This is a genomic window from Kitasatospora sp. NPDC093558 (assembly GCF_040683475.1).
GTDB lineage: Bacteria > Actinomycetota > Actinomycetes > Streptomycetales > Streptomycetaceae > Kitasatospora.
In genome coordinates this window covers 1-17,378 of record NZ_JBFBDY010000001.1, presented here as the reverse complement: position 1 = coordinate 17,378, position 17,378 = coordinate 1, and the positions used below count along the sequence as shown (strand labels likewise).

Here is a 17,378-nt window from a genome sequence, read left to right as displayed (position 1 = left end):
ATCGGGGGAGCCCCTTCTCCCGCCTTTCCGGGATGTGCGCCCCGGGCCCCGGGCGGCACGATCGTGTAGCTACCGAGTCGAGGGGAACACCGCCGATGCATGCACAGGGGACGAAGACGCCGCCCCGGGACGCCGCCACCTTCCGGCCGCCCACCGGTACCAACCGGACGGCCACGGCCGCGCTGGTGCTGGGCGTCGTCGGTCTGGTCACCTCGGTCGTCGTCTTCGGCGGGCTGCTCGGCCTCATCGGCCTGGTCGTCGGCGCCGTTGCCCTGCGGACGGCCGGGCGGACCGGCATCGGCCGGGGCGCCGCCATCGCCGGCGCGGCGATGTCCCTCGCCGCGATCGTGGTGTCCGTCCTCGCCGCATCCGCCTTCGTCTGGTACGCCGACCACACGCAGCCGTGCTACCGGCCCGACAGCTTCGCCGAGTACCGGCAGTGCGTCCACCAGCAGCTCACGGGAGACTGATTGCGCAGGAAGTCGGGCGGGCCGACTTCCCGTGCGGTGCCGGGGCCTTCGGCCTTGATATCAAGGGCACTTGAGGTTCTAGCGTCGGCCGTATGACCTTCACCGAGAGGGAGCGCGAGTACCTCGCCTCACAACCGCTGGCCCGCCTCGCCACCACGGGCCCCGACGGCGCCCCGCAGATCCGCCCGGTGGGCTTCCGGCTCAACGCGGACGGGACGATCGACATCGGCGGGCCTAACAACGCCCGCAGCCGGAAGTACCGCAATGCGGAAGCCCGGCCGGACGTCGCCGTGCTGGTCGACGACTTGGCGCCGGCCGACGATCCGGTGGCGGGCGGTTGGGGGCGGGGCGTCGAGATCCGGGGGTGGGCGGAGGTGCTGGCGGTCGACGTGCCGCCGGTCGCGCCGGACACCTTCAGCAAGGACATCATCCGGGTGCACCCTCGGCGGGTGATCACCTGGAACCTGGAGGCGAGGGGGACGACGGCCCGCGACGTGTGATCCGGCGACTCATCCCGGCCATGGCGGCAAACCGGGTCGCGCGGCCGATGCGGCACTTCGTAGGATCACGGACAGCGGGACCGCGCAATCCCGCAGGATGCGGACCGTGGCAGAGCGGCCAATTGCAATCGATGCGCCGGAGGAACCCCGCGCATCGATCGGCGGAGGAGGAGCGGCCCTGCTCCGAGTCTGCCCGTGGGTTCGAATCCCACCGGCTCCCGCATCCGTCCCGGCTTCGGTGACGCAGGAAGTCGGATGGGCCGACTTCCTGCGTTTCAGCCGGCTTGTCTGGGGCGGGGGTTGATGCGGGCCGGGGACCAGAGGTTCCGGCCGCCGCCCTCGCGGTAGGCGATGCGCTGGACGGCCGTGAGGAGCCGGTAGAGGTTGAGGGCCAGCTCGGAGTGGTCGGCGGCGAAGCCGAGCTGGTAGACGAAGCCTTCGAGTGCGGGCCAGTCGAAGTCGTCGGGCGGAGCAGGGGCGACGAAGCCGGGGCTGAGGGCGTTGAAGGCGGCGGCGACGGCGTAGTTGGCCGCGGCGAGGGCGTTGGGGAGGGGCTGGGGGTCAGGCATCTTCGCGGGACTCCTCTTCGTCGGGCTTTGCAATGTTGAGAGCGGTGATCACCCCGAGGGCGACGGTGGCGATCGCGAGGGCGAGGAGGACGGCGAACGCGGCGGCGATCAGGAAACGCACTGGTCGTCGTCGCGTTCGGCGTCGAGGAGGAGGTTGAGGAGGTTGAGGAGAGTCGTGACGGGAGCCGTGTTGAAGCGGACGAGGACACGGCCGTCGAGGGTGGTGTCGGTGGTGGCGGAGGGCCAGACGAGGCCGAACTTCTTTCCGCGCTCGTGGACTTCGGCGATGAGGGTGCGGACCTGGGACTCGGTGTAGTCCCGGACGCGGGGGTCGGTGGGCTTCATGGGGTGGCGGTTGTTCATGCGGCATCCATCTCGAACCAGACGGCTTTGCCCTGCTTGCGCGGGTCGGCGCCGAAGCGGTGGGTGAGGGAGCGGACGAGGTGGAGGCCTCGGCCGGATTCGGCGAAGTCGGGGGCGAGACGGGGCTCGGGGATGGTCGGGCTCTCGTCGCAGACGGTGACCCGGAGCCGGGTGGGGCGGAGGGCGAGGACGACGAGGGGGGCGGGGTTTCCCGCATGCATCCAGGCGTTGACGATCAGCTCGTGGAGCGCGAGTTCGGCGTCGGCGGTGGTGGAGGGCGGCCAGCCGGAGGAGAGGAGGAGCTCACGGAGTTCGGTGCGAGCGGTGGTCCAGTCGGGAGGGTTGAGGGCACGCATGAGAGACCTCGCGGGGGGAGGAGGTACGGAGTCGTCGCCGTGAGCCAGAACAGGCGTTACTGACACTCCGTCATGTGATCGGTGCAACACTGAGAGTAGGGGGATGCCTGACAAACTTGCAAGCCCTCATGCTCGCCATCACTCGTTGGTGGCGTTCCGCATGGGTTGTGCGCGAGACTGCGCCGAAGGGAAGGACGATCGTGGGATACAAGGGACCAATCAGCCAGCGACAGCGCCGATTCGGCGAAGAGCTCCAGCGCCTGCGGACGGCAGCCGGCCTCTCGTCCGCCGAGGCGGGCGCCCTGGTCGGCATGAAGGTCCCAGCGGTGAGCCACACCGAGGCGGGCCGGATCACGCTCAACCCCGAGCGCCTCGAAGTCTGGCTCGATGCCTACGGATGCACGGATCCGACCTATCGCAAGGTTCTTGCGGAGATGGGCCGAAGCACAGGCAAGGGATGGTGGAGCGAGTACGAGGGCAAGGTTCCGGGTCTCTCGCTCGATCTAGCAGAACTGGAAGATCGCACGGTCCAGCTCGAAACCTACGAGACGCTCTACATCCCTGGGCTGCTTCAACTGCCTGCGTACGCCGAGGCGATCTACATGGATGCCTATCGCAACGGTCGATGGGATCTGGCAACTGCAGTCGAGTTCCGCATGGATCGCCAACAGATCTTGGATGACGACCAACGAAAGTTTCGGTTCGTTATCCACGAAGCTGCACTGCGGATGATGTTTGCCGGCAAAGAAACCATGAGAGCACAGCTGACCCGTCTGCTTGACATGGCCGAACACCCCAATGTGGATATTCAGATCCTCCCGTTCGCTGCGACCACGCACCCCTCGCATCCAAGCGGCTTCCTCATGTGCAATCCCGGCTGCGCAGAACTCTCAACAATCGTTCTGGATGGGCCCGGACGAGCTTGGCACCATGGCACTCCTGAGAACATTGCGGCGTATCAGAGGAAGTTCCGACAGCTGAGCGAGATCGCCTTGCCTGCTATCGACGCTGCAACCTCGTGCCGACAGGAGTCTCAGGACTCCTGGGGGCTTCTTCAATACCTCCTCTTCCCACTCCGAGCATGAGAGGCGCCACTAGTGCCTAAGGTCTCCTGGCAGAAGTCATCGTTCAGCGGCGGAGATGACGGCAGCATGTGCCTAGAACTGGCAAGCAGCACCGATGAGGTCCGCTACCTCCGCGAGTCCAACGACCCCGAGATCGTCATCACCACTTCCACCGCCAAGCTCCGAACCCTCATCCTCGGTGCCAAGACCGGCGAGTTCGACCACCTCGTCCAACCGGGCGGTATCTTCCGATCATGAACAGAGTCCGAGCCTCCAGGCTCATCGGATCGAGCTTCGGGCTCGTCTTCGTCCAGGCCAACGCCGCCGCCCTCCCGACCCCCGTCTCCATCCCCCTCCGCGTCGCCTCTATCGCGGCCTTCCTCGTCCTCGGGGTCTTCAACCGCCGCCCCGCACCCGAGACGACCACCGCCCCCACCCCCCGCTTCGGTGGCCGCTACTGGCTGGTCGTCACCGCCGAAGTGGTGGGCATAGCCGTCGGCCTCGCCGTCATCAACAGCGTCCTCCACACCCCCACCGCCACCGTCGGCTGGATCGCCTTCGTCGTCGGCGTCCACTTCTTCGGCCTCGCGACCGCCTGGAGCCGCCCCCAACTCCGTGTCCTCGGCGGCTCCATGGCGGCCTGCGGCGCCGCCGGCGTGGCCCTGGCCTTCCTCGGCGCCCCCGCAGCCGCCGTCTCCACCGTCGCCGGGATCCTCCCCGGCGTCCTCCTCTTCGGCTCCGTCTGGTGGTCCAGCCGCACCACCGCCTGATCCGAATATCGCGTCGCCCTGCGCCCAAGGAGCTGGGAGGATTTCCGCTGGCCACGAACCAATGTGGCCGGCTCTTCTCCTCTCCTTCGAATCACAAAGGGTGACATGCGCAAGACCCGCTCCCTTCTGCCGGCGCTCCTGGTGCTCGGACTGGTGCCGATCGCGGTGCCGTCCAGCTCCTTCGCCGCCGACGCCCCGTCTGCCTCCCTGCCACTGAGTCAGATGCCGATCGGTCAGTACGACCCGGCCGACCCGAAGACCTGGACCGTGGCCTGGCCGAAGGACGGGCCGCAGAAGATCGACGGCGACGCCCTCACCTACCGGGCGTACAGCCAGGGCTTCCCCTCAAGCACGCCGCACGGCGAGGCAGCCGGTGATCACTGGACGCTGTCGGTCTTCTACGACCCCGCGGGGAAGGCAGCCGACGTCCTGAGGATGAGCAAGTCGGATGCGGAGAATCTGCTCGCCAACCTTGTCCACGACGTGCCCGGGCTGGCGGGCCAGGCCCGCACCGAGCCGATCTACGCCCCCACGAGCGGCTGGAACGCGGACGTGCCAGCCGCCTCCGACGCCGTGGGCTGGGCCGTCCGGGTCGGCCGCTTCGACACGAAGGCCGACGCTGCTGCCTTCCTCAATGACGGCAAGCTGGGCTACGTCCTCGACAAGGACGGAAAGCCGGTCATGAAGGACGGAAAGCCGGTCCGCTACACCGCCCGGGTGCTCTACGACGCCCTCGACGGGCGCCCGACGACCGGCCCGTGGACGGTCCGGGTGGTCACCATCGACCCGGCGAAGTACAACGTGCAGACCACGTTCGGCGGGACCATAGCCAACCCGGACACGGTGCGTGAGCTGGTCAAGGCGAGCGGCGCCGTGGTCGGGGTCAACGCGTCCGAAGGCGTGCCCGGCAAGTACGAGCCGGGTGTGCCGGCCCCGGACGTCTACACCGGTGACGTCCAGGGCGTCCAGGTGCGGAACGACGGCATCTACAGCGAGGCCACCGACGGCCGCAGCGCCCTGGTGCTGAACGGCAGGGACCCGGCGGATCCGAACGGCGCGATCGTCCCCGCCCGAATCGGCCAGGTCTCCACCACGATCAAGGTGACCGCGACCGACCCCGTCACCCACCAGCCCGACCAGCGCACGATCTTCGGCGTGAACCGTCCGGCGGGCTACGTCGTCGGCTGCGGGAGCGCCGCGACCGAGGTGACGACGGCGCTGCGCTACTACCCCTGCAAGAACCTGAACGACCTCACGGTCATCAGGTCGGAGTGGGGCACCAACACACCGGTGGTCGCACCGGAGATCAAGGCGCAGCTCAAGGACGAACCCTTCGAGCTCCTGCTGGATGCCAACTGGGTGGTCAAGGACGTCCACAAGCCCGGTGACAAGATCGAGCCGGGGCAGATCGTGCTGCAGGGCATCGGCACCAGCGCGGACTGGCTGAAGAAGTACCAGCAGGCCGGCACCGCGCTCAAGCCGGCCGGGGACATCCTGGACACCCCGACCGGGAAGTCCATCACCAGTGCCGACCTGGGGGTCGTCGCCGGCGGCTGCGGCCCGTCCCTCCTGCGGGACGGCGAGGTCTACCTCACCATGAAGGCCGACGGCATCTTCAACAAGGGCGGCGTCCTCAACAACTGGGCGGCCGAGCGCTACGCCCGGACGATGGTCGGCATCACGGACAAGGGCAAGATCCAGATGGTCACCGTGGACGGCCGCGACGCGAGCACCAGCATCGGCATGTCCATCCTGGAGACGGCCCGGCTGATGAAGTGGCTGGGCGCCAAGCAGGCCCTCTCGATGGGCTGCGGCGGCGACACCGGCCTGATCATGAACGGCGTCCTCTACAACAACCCTATGGACGACTGGGGCACCCCGGACCAGAAGAACCCGTACGAGCGCAGGCTGCCCAACGCGCTGGTGGCGGTGAAGAAGTAACCCCACCGGGTTCCCCGGCTGTCGGCTCGACGCCGACAGCCGGGGCTCCTCGTCCATCGGCTCCGGCTCCCCCTCCACAGCAGGGCGGATGCGCTGGGCCGACACGGGCTTGCCTGGCTGCGCCACCGGCTCAACCGGCCTGTCCCGCGGACGTGGTGGCGAGCTCGCGGGTCGCGGCGGCGACGGCGCGGAAGTCCTTGCGCAGGATCTTGGAGTGGTTGCTCGGGACCTTGGCGCTGACCTTGATGTTCGGGTTGCGGGCGAGGACCGGTTCGAGGTTGGCGCGGAACTGCTCGATGTCCTTCTCCTTGGCGCCGAGGTTGCCGCCGGTGGCGACCACGTAGCGGGTCGGTGCGGTGAGCCGGTCGAGGGCCGGTTCGAGGGCGGTGGGCGCGCAGAGTTCGATGGCCTGGAAGTTGATGTCGGCGTGCTGGGCGGCGTTCATCCGGGCGGCCATGCCGAGCGGGCGGCAGATCGGGAAGAGCGGGCTGAGGCGGCGGAACAGCTTGCGGATCTTGGCCCGCTGCGCGTCGTCGAGCCAGTCGCTCGGGCTGGGCATGGCGCCGTCCACCGCGACCACGCCGGCCACGCGCTCGGGGTTGCGGGCGGCCCAGTTCACGGCGATCAGCGCGCCGTAGGACCAGCCCACCAGGATCGGGCGCTCGACGCCCCGCGCCGCCAGGACGGCGTCGACGTCGCGCAGGCACGCCTCGAAGGAGTAGTCCGCCGACTTCCCCGACTTGCCGCGGGCGCGCTCGTCGAAGGTGATGTGCCGGTAGCCGGGGCCGAGTTCGGCGATCACGCGCCGCCAGTGCGACTGGTCCGCGTAGGAGCCGTTCAGGTAGACCACCGGGGTGCCGGACCCGCCGGTGTCGGTGACGGCCAGGGCGGTGTCCTCGACCTGCACCATGCCGGTCCAAGCAGCGTGGTTGATGCTCATGGTGTGCTTCTCTCCAGGGAGTTCGGACGTGATCGGGGTGGGCGGGTGCGGTTCAGATGCTGCGGGCGGTGATGTCGCCGTAGGAGGTGGTGGCCCGGATGCGCAGGTCGGCGGCGCCCTCGGTGTTCCGGAGCGAGTTCTGGATCCGGCCGTAGGAGGTGCCGGCGTCCAGCGAGGCGGACACCCCACGGGCGGCGCCGACCGTGATGTCCCCGGACTGCGTGGTCAGCATGACCTCTCCGTGCACCGCCTCGGCGATGCGGATGTCGCCCTGCTGGACGGTCACCGTGGCCGGACCGTTCAGACGGCCGACCGTGACGTCGCCGGCCTGGACGGTGATGCGGGCCTCCGTGGCCTCGGCGAGCTCCACCGTGGCCCGTGCGCCGTCGAACACGACATCACCGAGCCGGCCCGCGCCCCGCAGTTCGGCGTCGGCCGCCTTCGCCTCGACGCGGGAACCGGACGGCAGCTGGACGGTGACCTCGACCGCGCCGGAGTTGCCGAGCATCCGGCTCTCCGCCTCCCGGGCCACGATCCGCAGGACACCGTCGGCGTACCCGACCTCGATCCGCTCGGCCGCCTTCACGTCACGGCCCTTGGCGGCGTTGGCCGGCCGGACCTCGACGGTGGTCTCGGCGCGGTCGGCCGCGATGAACCGGATGAGGCCCGCGGGGACGTCGAGAAGGGCGGCGATCGGGGCGGTGGTGGTGAACTTCTGCATCGTCTTCTCCTTCGATCAGCGGCGGGGGCCTGGTTGCCCTCGTCGTTTCTGACGATGGAAAAGCTACGTTGCTTTCCAACTCTCGGCAACACCTTCGTTGCGCGAAATTGACATCACAGCAGGTCAGAGCATCTAAATCGTTGCAGAGCCCTGGAGAGTAACGCAACGATCGTTGCAATGCGGTGCCGGTGAACGCTACGCCCCGGCGGTCGGCGGCGAGCCAACGGCCGGGGCGCGGGAGCTCAACGCAGAAGATCCAGCGCGGCCGTCAGGGCGTCCTGGGCGGGGACCTTCACGTCGGGCTCCACTCCGACGGCCTCCCAGTTCGTGCCCGTCACCGGGTTGATCGCGCGGGCCGTCGGGACGGTCACCGTCGCGTGCGGGGCCACCGGGATACGGGCCGTGGGGTGGGCGCCGCCCCTCGTGGTCTCGCCCACCAGCGTGGCGCGCTTCAACGCCTTCAGGTTGTAGGCCAGTTCCTCACCGCCCGAGAACGTGAAACCGCTGGTCAGCACCGCCACCCGGCGGTCCAGGTAGCGCGGCGCCGCGAGGTGGCCCAGCGTCCAGTACTGGCGCGTGGCACCCGTCTTCCGCTCGTAGATGTCGTTCAGGTGCACCTCGTCGTTCGCGAAGAGGTAGCTGCACCACAGCTGCACGCCCTCCGGCGAACCGCCGGCGCACTCGCGCAGGTCGATGATCAACGCGTCCGTCGGGGCCACCAGTTGCATCGCCGCCGCGTACGCCGGACCTCCCAGCTCCGCCGGGGCGATCATCCGCAGGTCGAGGTAGCCGATGTTGCCGTCGAGCTGCTCCACGCGCCGGACGCCGTAGTTGTTCGCCCGCGCGTACCGGTCGAACCGCTCGCGGGCGACGGACTCCGGCTCCTCCTCCATCGACTGCGGCTCCTCGCTCCACAGCAGCCTCAGGTGCTTGTCCGGACACACCGCTTGCAGGTCCTCGGTGACCCGCTCGCACAGCTCCCGCTCCGCCAGGCCCTCGTAGGCGCCTTCGGCCAGCCGGCCGCGGATCGCCGTCTCGATCGCGGCCGTCTTGTCCGGGAACACGTAGCCTGCGGTGATTCGGGCGAGGGCGGCGTCGAGTATCGCTTCATGAGTGATCATTCGCGCGATGGTAGGTCGCCGCCGGACAGCTGCCCAGCCGATTTCTACGCCCCCAGCGACCGCACGGTGAGCGCCTGCTGCGCGGAGCCCACCGGGCCGTGGACGTCGTGCAGGACGGTGCTGGTGAGGCCATGGCCCGACGGGCCGAACGTCACCGTCGTGTCCATCCCCGTCCACGAGCCCTCGGGCTGCCGGTGCAGGTGGATGGTGAGGTCCACGTTCGGGAACATCCACTCCGTGGGGTCCTCCCGCACGGCGATGCCGTTCGCCGTGTCGACCAGGGCGACGAACGACGCGAGCGGGCCGATCTCCTCCCCCGCCACCAGCTCGACGCCGCCGCTGATCCAGGCCTGGGCCCGGCCCTGCGCGAGCTCCCGCCGCCGGACGTCGATCGACGCGATGTAGCCGCCGTCCCACAGCTCGCTCATCGGCCACGGCTCGAACTCATCGGGCCCGGCCAGGGGTTCGAGCGGGCTGCCCGCCACGGCCGACGTGTCGGCGGTCGCCAGGTACCAAGCGCGGGCGCGGATCACCGCCCGCCCGCCTATGACCAGGACCGCCTCCACCAGCTCGACCGTCCTCCCCGGCCGAATGGTCTCGACGGTGATCTCGCACTCGTCGACGGCGATCCGGCCCAGGATGTCGAAGCCGATCCGGGCCATCGCCAGTCCGCCCGCCGCGCCCGTCTCCGCCCGGTGGCGTTCGATCGCGTGGACGACGAGGCCGCCCACCGGGCTGAAGTGCAGTTCGTCGTCGTTCCAGGCGCCGCCCGCGTGGACGGTGGGCTTGAAGCGACGCTCGCCGGTGCGCTCGAAGTAGCTGTCGTTCACGCTCGCGATCGTAGGCGCGCAATCAGCCGGCCGTAACGGTGACGATGCCCACACCCCCGCAGCTCAGCGCGCCTCGATCATCAGCTCCTCGAACGTGGCGATCGGGGTGAATCCGAGCTGCTCGTAGAGGTGGATGGCCGGGGCGTTGTCCGTCCGCACGTTCAGGCCGATGTGGGCGGTCGTCTTCGCGAGCCGGCGGCACAGCGCGGTGACGCAGGCCCGCGCGAGGCCCTGCCCGCGCGCGTCGGGGTGGGTGGTCACGTTGCCGAGGACGGCGACGCCGTACGCGGCGGAGTGGACGTGCACGCCGGCCGTGGCGAGCAGTCGGCCGTCCGTGCCACGGAGGCCGACGTAGCCGCCGCCGAGCACGAGCCGCTCGTCGAACCAGGACTCGGGGTAGGCCTCGGCGAGGAGCGTGCGGAGGTCCGGGATGTCGTCGCCGGTCAACGGCACGGGTTCGCCGGGGACTTCGGGCAGCACGGGCTCGGCCGGGAGCATCATGCGGAGCAGCGTGGCGCGGTGCCGGACGCCGTAGTCGGGCTCCAGCGCGAGGTGGGCCCCCACCGGCAGCATCGCCATGAAGCGGCGTGGCAGGAACGGGCGCAGCTCGCCCAGGAGCGCCTCCAGCGCCGGGACGTCGGCTGGGCGGGCGAAGGCGAGCAGGACCGGGACGGCCCCGCCCGTGTAGAGCAGGGCCACCGGGCCGCCGGTCGTGTACCAGGTGGTGTTGGGCCACAACGTGTCGTCGAGGTCGCCGAGTTCGAAGAGGTGGAGCGCCGGGTCCGCCAGGAGGCGGGCGGCGAGCGCGGACCGGTCGTGCAGGCTGATGAGGGGCACTCGGTGAGGATACGGACTGACGGTACGGAGTGCCCGGCTACCAGGAGCCACAGGTGCCCGTCCAGCAGGGCGGGGCCCAACTCGGCGTCCGCCGCGGCCACCGGGACATCAGGCCAGGACGTCAGGCCGGGAGGAAGCGCGCCCCCGGGCCCGGGGCCCGGTAGACCTCGCCGGAGCGCAGGTGGGTGTGGCCGGCGGCGCATTCGAGGACGATCGAGACCGGCTCGTCGCACGGCTCGTCCTCGTCCGTGGCCGTGTGCCGGACGACGATCCCCGGGCCCTCCTCGTCGGCGAGGTACTTGTCGCCCCACTCCAGCAGCGCGAGCAGCGTGGGCCGCAGGTCCGTGCCCTTCGGCGTCAGCCGGTACTCGAAGCGCTGCCGGTCGCCGGGCTCCTGGTACGGGACGCGGTCCAGGACGCCCGCCGCGACGAGGGAGTCCAGCCGCGCGGACAGCAGGTTGCTGGCGATGCCGAGCCGGGAGCGGAACTCGCCGAAGCGGCGCGCGCCGTCGACGGCCTCGCGCACGATCAGCAGCGACCAGCGCTCACCGACCACCGCGAGCGAGCGCGCCACCGAGCAGTTCGCCGGGTCCAGCCGCCGCTTCTCGTCCATGGATCCGATGATAGCCCGACCTGGGTTGACAATCCGAACCCAGCCCCGGCAGGCTCTTCCCCGACCTGAGTTGAGAAAATAAAGTCAGGAGGAGCTCCACCATGCCCCTGCTCGACGTCCACATCCCCGAGGGCGCGCTGCGGCCCGAGGCCGAGGCCACCCTGCTCGACCGGATCACCACGATCCTGATCCGCCACGAGGGCTTCGACCCCGACGACCCGACCGTGCGCGAAGTGTCCTGGCTGTTCCTGCACCGGCCGGCCGCCGTGTACGTCGGCGGGAAGCCCGCCGACGCGCCGCGCTACAAGGTCGTCCCGTCGGTGCCCGAGGGGCAGTTCGACCCCGAGATCCGCGCCGGGGTCATCGCCGACGTCACCGAGGCGATCCTCGACGCGGAGGACGGCGCCTGGCCGCGCGACCCCGGCCGGGTCTGGGTGTTCCCCACCGAGGTCCCCGAGGGCCACTGGGGCACCGCCGGGCAGGTCAGGCCCCTCGCGGCGATCCTCGCCCGGCTCACCGGGGGCGACCGCGGGCGGTCCGGCGCGCTCGCCAGGCAGCGGCTCGCGGCCAGCCGGGCCGAACACGCCGCGCTGCCGTAACCGGCCGCCGGGAGCGGGGCGTTCACCGCTCCGCTCCCCCGGCCGGCGGTGTCCCGGCCGCGTCCCCGGCCTGTCACGGCAGGGTCAAAAGGCCGTCAAAGCCGTGGTGTTGGCGCCCCGGCGTGCGCTATCAACGTTCACCGAGAGGACCGCCGTCCGACGGTCCACGAGCACGGGGGAACGTCACGTGAACAGCTTCACCTCCAGAACGAGCCTGCGCGCGCTCGCCGGCCTCGCCGTCGTCGGCGTGCTGACGCTGACCGCCTGCAACGACGACAGCTCGTCGTCCGACAAGACGAAGACCGCGGCTCCGGCCGCCCCGACGACCGCGGCCCCGGCGACCACCGCGGCCGTGCCGTCCGCCACCCCGAGCGCCGCCGCGCCCAGCACCCCGGCGGCCGCGCCCACCAGCTCCGCCCCGGCGGCCGGCGCGGGTGCCGCCGCCGGCGCGGACGCCCCGGCCGGGACCACCGCCAAGATCGGCGACACCCTCCAGGTGCCGTTCAGCTCCGGCAGCACCAAGGGCACCATCAGCATGACCGTCACCGCGATCGACCAGGGCACCCAGGCCGACCTCGACAGCCTCAAGCTCGGCGACAAGGCCGCGGGCATGGTGCCGTACTACATCCGCTACAAGTTCACCAACGTCGGCACCACCGACCTGTCCAACACCACCCTGACCCACCTCAGGGGCATCCTGGCGGACGGCTCCGGGGCGCAGGGCGTCGCGATCTTCACGTCCTTCCCGAAGTGCACGGCCAAGCCGATGCCCCCGGGCTTCACCAACGGCCAGTCCGCCGAGGGCTGCTTCGTGTCGCTCGCGCCGTCGGCCTCCAAGGTCGCGGGCGCCGAGTACTCGGCCGAGCCGTACACCATCGGCAAGGGCGTCGTCTGGAAGTGACGCCCCGGGTCCACGGGGTGCCCGCGGGCACCCCGTGGACCTTCAGGCTCCGTCGACCGTCAGGCCCCGTCGACCGTCAGGCTCCGTAGACCGTCAGGAACGCGTCGACCCCGGCGGCGGCGATCCGCTCGACCTCCTGCTCCGGCACCGGCAGCGCGCCCCAGAAGGAGCGGTCGGCCACGCCGTGGAAGGTCAGCAGCGTGAAGTGCTCGGCGGTGAGCGCCGGATCGTCGACCGCCAGCAGGCCGCGCTCGGCCAGGGCCGCGAACTTCTCCGCGAGGTCGCGCAGCGAGGCGACCGGGCCCGCCTCCAGCCACGCCTCCAGGACGTCCGCCGGGATGTTGGCCACCTCGGCGCGGATGGCGCGGCCCAGCGCGCCGTGGTCACCGGCGGACAGGACGGCGTGCGCGCGGTCGACGGCGAAGTCGGTGAGGTCCTGCCGCAGGTCGACGATCTCGCCGAGGTGACGGTCGACCAACTCACGGATCTTGCACGCCAGTTCGCCGGAGCTCTCCAGGGCGACCGTCAGGAAGAGCGTCTCCTTGTCGACGAAGTGGTTGTACACCGTGCGCTTCGAGACGCCGGCCTCCGCGGCGATGGCGTCCATGCTCGCGCGGACGTACCCCTCGCGCCCGAACACCGCCGTCGCGGCCCGCGTGATGGCCACCCGCTTCTCGGGCCGGCCCGCGCCGCTCGTCACCGCCACGGCGACTCCTGTCCTGAGTTGGAAACCAGCCGGTGCAGGGTATAGCAGTCGACGGCCGGCCGAGGCGGAGCCGCTTTCCCCTCGTCCTTCCCTTATCCGACCGGCCGAGCCGCGTCCGTGTGGGCCGGGAAGCCCGGTGTCCACCGGGTGGCTCCGCTCGGCAGGACGGCCAGTGCCTCGATTCCCGGCTGGGCCGCCGCCCAGGCCAGGCCCCGGTCGGGGCCCATCGCGAAGGCGGCCGTCGTCCACGCGTCCACGGTCGCCAGGCGGTCGCCGACCAGCGTCAGCGAGGCCAGGCCCTCCGCCGGCTTGCCCCGGTACGGGTCGATGATGTGGGCGCCGCGCTCGGCGACGCCCGAGGTCGCCACCGCGAGGTCGCGCCCGGTGACCACGGCGACCACCTCCCCCGGCCGCAGCGGGTCCGCGATGCCGACCCGCCAGGGCCCGCCCGCCGTCTGGACGTCGCCGCCGCCGCTCACGCAGTGCCGCTCGTAGCCGGCCTCCCGCAGCTCCCGCGAGGCCTCCTCGACCGCCCAGCCCTTGACCCAGCCGCTCGGGTCGAGCACCCCGCCGGGCCGCATGGTGAAGAAGCCGTCCGTCCGCGCCGCCACCTCGCGGCAGCGGGCCAGCACCTCCGCAACCTCCGGGTCGCACGCGGCGAGGCCGATCTCCCCGCGCTCGAACCGGCTGATGTCGCTGTCCTCCCGGTAGGGGGAGAACACCTCGTCGATCCGGTGCAGCCGCACGACGATCCGGGCGAGCAGGTCCTCCAGCGCCCGTCCGCCGCCGTGGACGGCGAAGGAGAAGACCGTCCCCATGACGTGCTCGGAATGCCTGCGCACGCCGGAACTCATGCGCCCGCCTCGCTTCGCTCGGCAGGGGCATTCGCCCATACGCACCTCATGATGATTCGCTCGCTCCGCTCGCTCATGCGCCCGCCTTGTCGAGCGCGCTCTGCAACGAGCGCGTGTAGCCGTCGCTGGTGTAGGTGGCGCCGGAGACGACGTCGATCGCGGCGCTCTGGGCCGCGATGGCCTCCTGGTTGAGCACCGGCAGGGCGTAGCTGTTGATGGAACGGTCCCGCCCGCTCTCGGCCGGGTACCTGACCACGTCGATCTTCGTGATCTTCTTGCCCGCGAGCGTCACCTTGACCTGCACCGGCCCGTACCGGGTGTCGACGGGGTCGCCGGTGACCGCGCGGGTGCCCGAGGTGTCCGAGGCCTGCGCGGTCGGCGCCGGTGGTGAGCTGGTGGCCGAAGGCGAGCGCGACGGCGAGGTAGGTGACGAGGTGCAGGTAGTACCAGGCGTCGTAGCCGAGCCGGCGGCGGGCCGCGCGGGCCGAGACGGCGCCGGTGGCGAGCAGCAGGAGCGTGCCGGCGGCGACGGCGGCGAGCACCGCGCCGGGGACGAGGCCCTCCGGGAGCCGGTGCCGGACCGCCGCGGGCGGCGCCGGTGTGACGGTGGCGACCATCACGCGCCCTCCTCTCGCCTCCGGGTGCCGTGGGGAGCGCTATTGTGCGGTCCGGATTTCAACAACTCCTGAGCCCGCCGTCCGCCGTGCCCGCGAACGCCCCCGAACGACCTCGCAAGCCCGGCGTCGTCGCAGGTCAGGGGCATCTTTTCGGGAAGGCTTTTCTCATCGCCTTCTCATCCGCGACAATCGGCCGCACACCCCCAGCGCCGGGTAAGGAAGCCACGAGGAAACCGCGGGGCGGCGCCGGTCCGAAACCTGCGCCGAACAGGGGTGCTATATGCTGCGCTCGATCTCTACACCCTTGTAGAGCAACCTGTATGCGCGCCTGCCCCCGACCGACAGCGGGAACCGGCCGGCCGAACGCCGACGTCCAGTCATCGACAGCGACCACGACGCCGTCCCGCCGAGGAACGGGTGAGGCCGCCGCCGTAGCGCACGGACGCGGAAGACACCCGGGGGTGAGTGCGTGGCTGGAAGACGAGGACGGACGTCCTCCGCCCAGGAGCCGGAACGGCAGCCCGGACGGTCCGCGGCAGCCGCGCCGTCCGCGGCGCCCGAGCGGTCCGCATCGTCCGGGCGGTCCGCGTCGTCCGGGCGGTCCGCGTCGTCCGGGCGCGGCACCGCACCCGCGCCGAGCCGCCGCCCCGGCGGCGCCCTGCTGCCCGCCGCCCTGGCACTCGTCCTGCCCCTGCTGGGCGCGGGCGTCGACGAGCTCTCCGGCCCCGGCATGGGCTTCGCGTTCGCGGCCGGCGCCGTCCTTGGGACGGGCCTGGCGGCGGCGCTGAGCACCCGCAGCGGCTGGTGGTGGGTGCTGTGCGCCTCGCCGCTGGTCGTCCTCGGCGTGACGGCCGCCGCCGAACTGGTGGCCAACGGCGACGCGTACAAGGGCAAGCTCCTGGCGACCGGCTCCGCGAAGTGGGTCGTCCACGGCTTTCCCGTGATGGCCGCGGCCGCGGGTGCGGCCGTGTTCGTGATCGTGGTCCGAGTGGTCCTGGACAGGAGGAAGCAGCATGGCTGACAACCCCGCCGGCGGCGAGGGCCGCGCCGCCGCCCGCCGCGCCGCGCAGGCGCCGCAGACGCCGGCCGCGCGCCGCTCGCCCCTGCTCATCGCCGGCCGCACGGTGGCCGTCTCGCTGGCGCTCGCGGTGTTCGTGTCGAGCGGGGTGGTCTGGTACGAGTACACGTCCCTCACCGACGGCATGACGACGTCCAACGCCATCGCCGAGACGAAGAAGGACGCGCCCAAGCACCTGGACAACTCGGTCAACCTGCTGCTGATCGGCCTCGACAGCCGCAAGGCCATGGACGGCACGGACCTGCCCGGGCAGTTCATCCAGGACGAGCTGCACGCCGGCCACAGCTCCGAGGTCGGCGGCTACAACACCAACTCCCTGATCCTGCTGCACATACCCGCCAACGGCGGCAAGGTGCAGGCCATCTCGATCCCCCGCGACGACTACGTCATGACGTTCAAGGGCGACGGCACCCAGATGGGCATGGCCAAGATCAAGGAGGCCTACGGCAACGCCAAGGAGAAGGCCACCCCGGCCCTCCAGGCCAAGGGCCTCAAGGGCGCCGACCTGGAGAAGGCCGGCCGCGACGCCGGCCGCGCCGCCACCATCCGCACCGTCCAGACCTTCGTCGACCAGCCGATCGACCACGTGGCCGAGGTCAACCTGATGGGCTTCTACGACATCGCCAAGGCGGTCGAGCCGATCGAGGTCTGCCTCACCCACGACACCAAGGACCCGGCCATGGAGGGCCAGGGCTCGGGCGCCGACTTCCACAAGGGCATCAACAAGCTCAACGCCTCCCAGGCGCTGTCCTTCGTCCGCCAGCGCCACAACCTGGACGGCCCGGACGGGAACAGCGGCGACTTCGCCCGCACCCACCGCCAGCAGGCCTTCATCTCGTCCGTCACGCACAAGCTTAAGCAGGACGGCATCCTCAGCGACATCGGCAAGCTGAAGGACCTGTTCGGTGTCGTGCAGAAGGACCTGGTCATCGACAACCAGTGGAACGTCCTCGACTTCGCCCAGCAGGCCCCGGCCCTGACCGGCGGCAACGTCGAGTTCAACACCCTCACCTTCGACGGCTTCGGCAAGAAGAACGGGCAGGACGTCAACCTCGTCACCCCGTCCAAGATCCAGAAGGTGGTCAAGCAGGTGTTCGGCTACGCCGACGCCTCGGCGCCCGCGCCCGCCCCGGCCGACGCGCCCACCACCGAGGCCCCCGCCCCGACGCAGGCGCCGACGACTCCTCCCCCCGCCAAGGCCGCCACGCCCGCCACCGTGGACGTCTACAACGCCTCCAAGGTCGAGGGCGCCGCCGCCACCGAGGCCAAGGCCCTCGCGGCGATGGGCTTCAAGGAGGGCAAGGCCGGTTCGGCGGCCTCGAAGCCGAAGACCACCACGGTGACCTACGGCAAGGGCGGCAAGGACGCGGCCGAGCAGATCGCGGCCCGCTACGGCGTGACCGCCACCGAGTCGGCCTCCACCGGCGCCGACCACGTGGTCGTCATCCTCGGCACCTCGTTCACCGGCGTGGCCGGCGACAAGCCCGCCGCCCCCGGCGCCCCGGGGGCGGGCGCCTCCCAGGCCCCG

23 protein-coding genes, 1 tRNA gene and 1 pseudogene are annotated in these 17,378 nt (G+C 71.0%); 11 read left to right on the top strand and 14 right to left on the bottom strand.

The genetic code is table 11. From position 1 onward, the window contains the following. Window positions 1-95: 95 nt before the first annotated feature. From AB0O00_RS00125 to AB0O00_RS00115, 3 genes are all read left to right on the top strand, one after another. Window positions 96-470 carry a DUF4190 domain-containing protein gene (locus AB0O00_RS00125; protein ID WP_363647395.1) on the top strand — a complete coding sequence of 125 codons (375 nt, stop codon included), beginning with the start codon at window positions 96-98 and terminating at the stop codon, window positions 468-470. A 92-nt stretch (window positions 471-562) separates the two neighbouring features. Then, complete coding sequence (locus tag AB0O00_RS00120) at window positions 563-970, top strand: PPOX class F420-dependent oxidoreductase (protein WP_363647393.1); 408 nt, start codon at window positions 563-565, stop codon at window positions 968-970. A 101-nt stretch (window positions 971-1,071) separates the two neighbouring features. Further along, a tRNA-OTHER gene (locus tag AB0O00_RS00115) sits at window positions 1,072-1,190 on the top strand. A 55-nt stretch (window positions 1,191-1,245) separates the two neighbouring features. Here the strand turns inward: AB0O00_RS00115 and AB0O00_RS00110 are convergent. From AB0O00_RS00110 to AB0O00_RS00095, 4 genes are read right to left on the bottom strand one after another with little or no spacing between them, the layout of a single operon-like run. Beyond that, window positions 1,246-1,539, bottom strand: coding sequence for a hypothetical protein (locus AB0O00_RS00110; RefSeq protein WP_363647391.1), 294 nt, complete (start codon window positions 1,537-1,539; stop codon window positions 1,246-1,248). Beyond that, complete coding sequence (locus AB0O00_RS00105) at window positions 1,532-1,660, bottom strand: hypothetical protein (protein ID WP_363647389.1); 129 nt, start codon at window positions 1,658-1,660, stop codon at window positions 1,532-1,534. The genes AB0O00_RS00110 and AB0O00_RS00105 overlap by 8 nt, the downstream gene beginning before the upstream one ends. Continuing rightward, the gene (locus AB0O00_RS00100) at window positions 1,648-1,902 is read right to left on the bottom strand and encodes a hypothetical protein (protein ID WP_363647387.1); all 255 of its coding nucleotides are present in this window, start codon (window positions 1,900-1,902) and stop codon (window positions 1,648-1,650) included. The genes AB0O00_RS00105 and AB0O00_RS00100 overlap by 13 nt, the downstream gene beginning before the upstream one ends. Next, on the bottom strand, window positions 1,899-2,258 hold the full coding sequence (locus tag AB0O00_RS00095) for an ATP-binding protein (protein ID WP_363647385.1): 360 nt from the start codon (window positions 2,256-2,258) through the stop codon (window positions 1,899-1,901). Before AB0O00_RS00095 ends, AB0O00_RS00100 begins: the two co-directional genes overlap by 4 nt. 200 nt (window positions 2,259-2,458) lie before the next feature. On the opposite strand from AB0O00_RS00095, the gene AB0O00_RS00090 reads away from it, so the two are divergent. From AB0O00_RS00090 to AB0O00_RS00075, 4 genes are all read left to right on the top strand, one after another. Then, on the top strand, window positions 2,459-3,343 hold the full coding sequence (locus AB0O00_RS00090) for a helix-turn-helix transcriptional regulator (RefSeq protein WP_363647383.1): 885 nt from the start codon (window positions 2,459-2,461) through the stop codon (window positions 3,341-3,343). A 12-nt stretch (window positions 3,344-3,355) separates the two neighbouring features. Beyond that, window positions 3,356-3,580: a DUF397 domain-containing protein gene (locus AB0O00_RS00085; RefSeq protein WP_363647381.1), complete on the top strand. Its 225-nt coding sequence runs from the start codon at window positions 3,356-3,358 to the stop codon at window positions 3,578-3,580. Then, window positions 3,577-4,092 (top strand): hypothetical protein, encoded by a 516-nt coding sequence (locus AB0O00_RS00080; protein ID WP_363647379.1) that lies wholly within the window; start codon window positions 3,577-3,579, stop codon window positions 4,090-4,092. The genes AB0O00_RS00085 and AB0O00_RS00080 overlap by 4 nt, the downstream gene beginning before the upstream one ends. 105 nt (window positions 4,093-4,197) lie before the next feature. Beyond that, entirely contained in the window at window positions 4,198-6,033 is a 1,836-nt protein-coding gene (locus AB0O00_RS00075) for a phosphodiester glycosidase family protein (protein ID WP_363647377.1), read from the top strand. Between the two features lie 130 nt (window positions 6,034-6,163). On the opposite strand, the gene AB0O00_RS00070 is transcribed toward AB0O00_RS00075, so the two are convergent. The 6 genes from AB0O00_RS00070 to AB0O00_RS00045 all read right to left on the bottom strand — a co-directional run bounded on the left by AB0O00_RS00070 (window position 6,164) and on the right by AB0O00_RS00045 (window position 11,095). Beyond that, window positions 6,164-6,973, bottom strand: coding sequence for an alpha/beta hydrolase (locus AB0O00_RS00070; protein WP_363647375.1), 810 nt, complete (start codon window positions 6,971-6,973; stop codon window positions 6,164-6,166). Window positions 6,974-7,025: 52 nt separating this feature from the next. Then, the gene (locus AB0O00_RS00065; RefSeq protein ID WP_363647373.1) at window positions 7,026-7,694 is read right to left on the bottom strand and encodes a DUF4097 family beta strand repeat-containing protein; all 669 of its coding nucleotides are present in this window, start codon (window positions 7,692-7,694) and stop codon (window positions 7,026-7,028) included. A gap of 242 nt (window positions 7,695-7,936) precedes the next feature. Next, window positions 7,937-8,815 (bottom strand): S41 family peptidase, encoded by an 879-nt coding sequence (locus AB0O00_RS00060; RefSeq protein ID WP_363647371.1) that lies wholly within the window; start codon window positions 8,813-8,815, stop codon window positions 7,937-7,939. Between the two features lie 44 nt (window positions 8,816-8,859). Next, entirely contained in the window at window positions 8,860-9,645 is a 786-nt protein-coding gene (locus AB0O00_RS00055; protein ID WP_363647369.1) for a thioesterase family protein, read from the bottom strand. Between the two features lie 63 nt (window positions 9,646-9,708). After that, window positions 9,709-10,482, bottom strand: a complete 774-nt coding sequence (locus tag AB0O00_RS00050) for a GNAT family N-acetyltransferase (protein WP_363647364.1) — start codon at window positions 10,480-10,482, stop codon at window positions 9,709-9,711. Window positions 10,483-10,603: 121 nt separating this feature from the next. Then, window positions 10,604-11,095: a helix-turn-helix domain-containing protein gene (locus AB0O00_RS00045; RefSeq protein ID WP_363647362.1), complete on the bottom strand. Its 492-nt coding sequence runs from the start codon at window positions 11,093-11,095 to the stop codon at window positions 10,604-10,606. A gap of 101 nt (window positions 11,096-11,196) precedes the next feature. Between AB0O00_RS00045 and AB0O00_RS00040 the strand changes: the two genes are divergently transcribed. Continuing rightward, the gene (locus AB0O00_RS00040) at window positions 11,197-11,694 is read left to right on the top strand and encodes a hypothetical protein (RefSeq protein ID WP_363647360.1); all 498 of its coding nucleotides are present in this window, start codon (window positions 11,197-11,199) and stop codon (window positions 11,692-11,694) included. 187 nt (window positions 11,695-11,881) lie between these two features. Beyond that, window positions 11,882-12,595, top strand: coding sequence for a hypothetical protein (locus tag AB0O00_RS00035; RefSeq protein ID WP_363647358.1), 714 nt, complete (start codon window positions 11,882-11,884; stop codon window positions 12,593-12,595). A 76-nt stretch (window positions 12,596-12,671) separates the two neighbouring features. Here the strand turns inward: AB0O00_RS00035 and AB0O00_RS00030 are convergent, their stop codons facing one another. The 4 genes and pseudogenes from AB0O00_RS00030 to AB0O00_RS00015 form a co-directional block, all read right to left on the bottom strand. Next, window positions 12,672-13,301: a TetR/AcrR family transcriptional regulator gene (locus AB0O00_RS00030; RefSeq protein WP_363647356.1), complete on the bottom strand. Its 630-nt coding sequence runs from the start codon at window positions 13,299-13,301 to the stop codon at window positions 12,672-12,674. 92 nt (window positions 13,302-13,393) lie between these two features. Next, entirely contained in the window at window positions 13,394-14,155 is a 762-nt protein-coding gene (locus AB0O00_RS00025; protein WP_363647354.1) for an FAD:protein FMN transferase, read from the bottom strand. A gap of 73 nt (window positions 14,156-14,228) precedes the next feature. After that, the gene (locus AB0O00_RS00020) at window positions 14,229-14,459 is read right to left on the bottom strand and encodes an FMN-binding protein (RefSeq protein ID WP_363647352.1); all 231 of its coding nucleotides are present in this window, start codon (window positions 14,457-14,459) and stop codon (window positions 14,229-14,231) included. Window positions 14,460-14,529: 70 nt separating this feature from the next. Then, window positions 14,530-14,679, bottom strand: a pseudogene (locus AB0O00_RS00015) (ferric reductase); the annotation flags it as partial. 562 nt (window positions 14,680-15,241) lie between these two features. Here AB0O00_RS00015 and AB0O00_RS00010 point away from each other — a divergent pair. After that, window positions 15,242-15,793: a DUF6542 domain-containing protein gene (locus AB0O00_RS00010; protein ID WP_363647350.1), complete on the top strand. Its 552-nt coding sequence runs from the start codon at window positions 15,242-15,244 to the stop codon at window positions 15,791-15,793. After that, window positions 15,786-17,378: LCP family protein (locus tag AB0O00_RS00005; RefSeq protein ID WP_363647348.1), on the top strand; the 1,593-nt coding region annotated here is incomplete at its 3' end. The genes AB0O00_RS00010 and AB0O00_RS00005, both read left to right, overlap by 8 nt.